Raw genomic sequence first — 2,157 nt, forward strand, 5'->3', positions numbered from 1 at the left:
CCAGTTTTAGTTACAGGCTCGGCAAAGCCCTAATAAACTTACGGATTTGTATTGCTCATCTTTATTATATACCTGAACTAATTTTCCGTCATGAGTTAGCAGGCGAAGCCTGCTTGGAGTTTTAGTTACTAATGATCAACGCCATTCCCCTCTTTACTCAGACACAATGATTGTTATCCAACTCATTTTTCAAATTCTAGCGGGTCATGATACAGACTATGCCTGTCAAGAATTGAAAGATAATGCTTATTTCTATCAGCTACTAGAGTCGAAACAAGTAGCCTCTCAATTAACCCTGTCACGTTTCTTTTCACGTGCAACGGAAGAAACTGTTGAGGCTTTAAGACAGCTTAATTTTGAACTAATCCAACTCTTTTTACAATTTCATCAGTTGGATAATCTTATCATTGATGTCCCCGAATTATTCAGGGTATGAATAATTCGGGTTTAAGATATCCTACAGATAGCAAAATAAGAAAGGAATACGCACATGTCTAAACTACTAAATCAGATATTATAGTCTTTTAGTTTGCTTTTAGTACAAGGCAGCGAGTCGCAGGCAGTACTAAAGTACGGCAAGACGAGCTAACACAGTAATAAAAGATAAACTAAAAGAGTATATCAAGAGACAATCTTCTGGAAGCCTACAAGCAGGTCAAAGCTAATAAGGGCTCTACGGGTATTGATGGTGTCACAGTTGAAACGATTGATGATGACCTGAGAGAAAACTGGCGAGAAACCAAAAAGCAGGTACTGGAAAGAAAGTACAAACCTCAGCCAGTATTGCGAGTTGAAATTCTGCGAGCATTCTGATTTTGAAATTAGTTAAGTATAACGTCTGAACTTCATTGGACCGTTCTTTTCACATTCGTAAAAAATAAGAAAAGAAGTACTTGGAATCTGTCACTACTGACAGATATGAGATTTTTGAGGGGAAAATGAAAAAAATAGAAAAAAACACTTGCTATTTTTAGAGTGACCTGTTACAATAAATAGTGTTGAAAAATGGTCCGTTGGTCAAGGGGTTAAGACACCGCCTTTTCACGGCGGTAACACGGGTTCGAATCCCGTACGGACTATATTTTCCGCCATAGCTCAGTTGGTAGTAGCGCATGACTGTTAATCATGATGTCGTAGGTTCGAGTCCTACTGGCGGAGTCTTGAGACCCTACGGGGTCTTTTTTTGTTTTTCTAAGGTGCTACTATCGTTCTCTGTGTGGGATGAAAGGGAAGACCTTTTGCCCAAGTTGTTCATTTTTTTACCGGAATGACTCCTTTTTTGTTTTTATTTTTCGAATAGAGAAGTAAATCGACAGATTAGGGAATGGATCCCAATTCCAATAAACAATCTGTTAGGATTATAGGGAAAGGATGAACCATGGATTTCGAATCAACATATAAAAAAGTACGTGGTACAGTATTAAAATGCCATCGAGAATTTTATCTCCATTTATGGGATGCTTGTGATTGGGAGCAGGAGGGAATGATGGTTCTTTACCGTTTGATGAAGAACCATCCGAGTGTGATGCAGGATGATGAAAAATTGCATGTCTTTTTCAAGACCAAATTTCGTAATCATATTATTGATAAGGTCCGGATGCAGGAGGCAAAAAAAAGAACGCTGGATAACAAGGCTTATGTCGAGGTTTCAGAAGTAGGACATTTGTTGGCAGAGGATGGTCTCTGTATGGATGAGTTTGTACTATTTAAAGATCGCATGATGGAGTTCAAGAAGACTCTCACCCAAGCAGAATTAGATAACTACCAACGCCTTATCAGCAATCAGTGTTTTAAGGGGCGCAAAAAAATGTTGAAAAAAATGGCTAGCTACTTTGAAGAATTTGATCCGCGTAAATAAAACAGGTCTTTATAGACCATTAGACAAAAAAATGAGAAGGAAGGAGGCTGAAATTTCAGGTTAGACCTCTTTCTAACTCCATCTAAAGAGGAAGAAAAGAAAAAAATTAAAAAAAATTAAAAAAACTGTTGACACTTTGTGAGCTGGGTGATATACTTAGATAGTTGTCTCGTGAGAGACATGACCTTTGAAAACTGAACAAGACGAATACCAATGTGTGGGTAGTAGGAATACTACCTGTCAATAATAAATTCGAAGCTAAATCAAAAGACTTCAAGGCAAACTAACGCAGGTAGAAC

At 37.9% G+C, this 2,157-nt stretch carries 1 protein-coding gene, 2 tRNA genes and 2 pseudogenes; all 5 read left to right on the top strand.

Annotated elements, in window-relative coordinates; translation table 11 throughout:
* Nucleotides 1-121: 121 nt before the first annotated feature.
* Nucleotides 122-415, top strand: a pseudogene (locus tag I2503_RS09240) (transposase); the annotation flags it as partial.
* Nucleotides 416-618: 203 nt separating this feature from the next.
* Nucleotides 619-798 (top strand): annotated as a pseudogene (locus I2503_RS09875) (hypothetical protein); the annotation flags it as partial.
* A gap of 209 nt (nucleotides 799-1,007) precedes the next feature.
* A tRNA-Glu gene (locus I2503_RS09245) sits at nucleotides 1,008-1,079 on the top strand.
* 5 nt (nucleotides 1,080-1,084) lie between these two features.
* Nucleotides 1,085-1,158, top strand: a tRNA-Asn gene (locus I2503_RS09250).
* A gap of 220 nt (nucleotides 1,159-1,378) precedes the next feature.
* Nucleotides 1,379-1,858: a sigma-70 family RNA polymerase sigma factor gene (locus I2503_RS09255; RefSeq protein WP_196092477.1), complete on the top strand. Its 480-nt coding sequence runs from the start codon at nucleotides 1,379-1,381 to the stop codon at nucleotides 1,856-1,858.
* The last annotated feature ends 299 nt before the right edge of the window (nucleotides 1,859-2,157 follow it).

The organism is Streptococcus sp. NLN64, from assembly GCF_015831295.1.
Classification (GTDB): Bacteria; Bacillota; Bacilli; order Lactobacillales; family Streptococcaceae; genus Streptococcus.